At 59.8% G+C, this 565-nt stretch carries 1 pseudogene; it reads left to right on the plus strand.

Features of this window, described 5'->3' with window-relative positions:
• A pseudogene (locus AC1DWI_RS25905) lies at window positions 1-565 on the plus strand (excinuclease ABC subunit B); the annotation flags it as partial.

Here is a 565-nt window from a genome sequence, read left to right on the forward strand (position 1 = left end):
GGCCATACGCATCGAGCTTTTCGACGACGAGATCGAGTCGCTGCAGTTGTTTGATCCACTGACAGGCCGCATACGCCAGAAAATCCCGCGTTTTGTGGTCTATCCCAAAAGCCACTACGTCACGCCACGCGACAAGGTCATGACCGCCGTGGAAACCATCAAGCTGGAGCTGTCCGAGCGGGTGGCCCAGTTCGTCGCGGACGGCAAGCTGGTGGAAGCCCAGCGCATTGAGCAGCGCACCCGGTTTGACCTGGAGATGCTCAGTGAAATCGGCCACTGCAAGGGAATCGAGAACTACACCCGTCACCTGAGCGGCTCCCCGCCGGGTTCGCCCCCTTCGACGCTGTGCGATTACCTGCCCAAGGATGCCGTGATGTTTCTCGACGAGAGCCACGTCATGATCGGTCAGCTCAACGCCATGTACAACGGCGACCGCGCACGCAAAACCACGCTGGTGGAATACGGTTTTCGCCTGCCGAGCGCGCTGGACAACCGGCCGCTCAAGTTCGAAGAGTTTGAAGCCAAGATGCGCCAGGCCGTTTTTGTCTCGGCCACACCGGCAAAT

The organism is Polaromonas sp. P3_C2, from assembly GCF_056402675.1.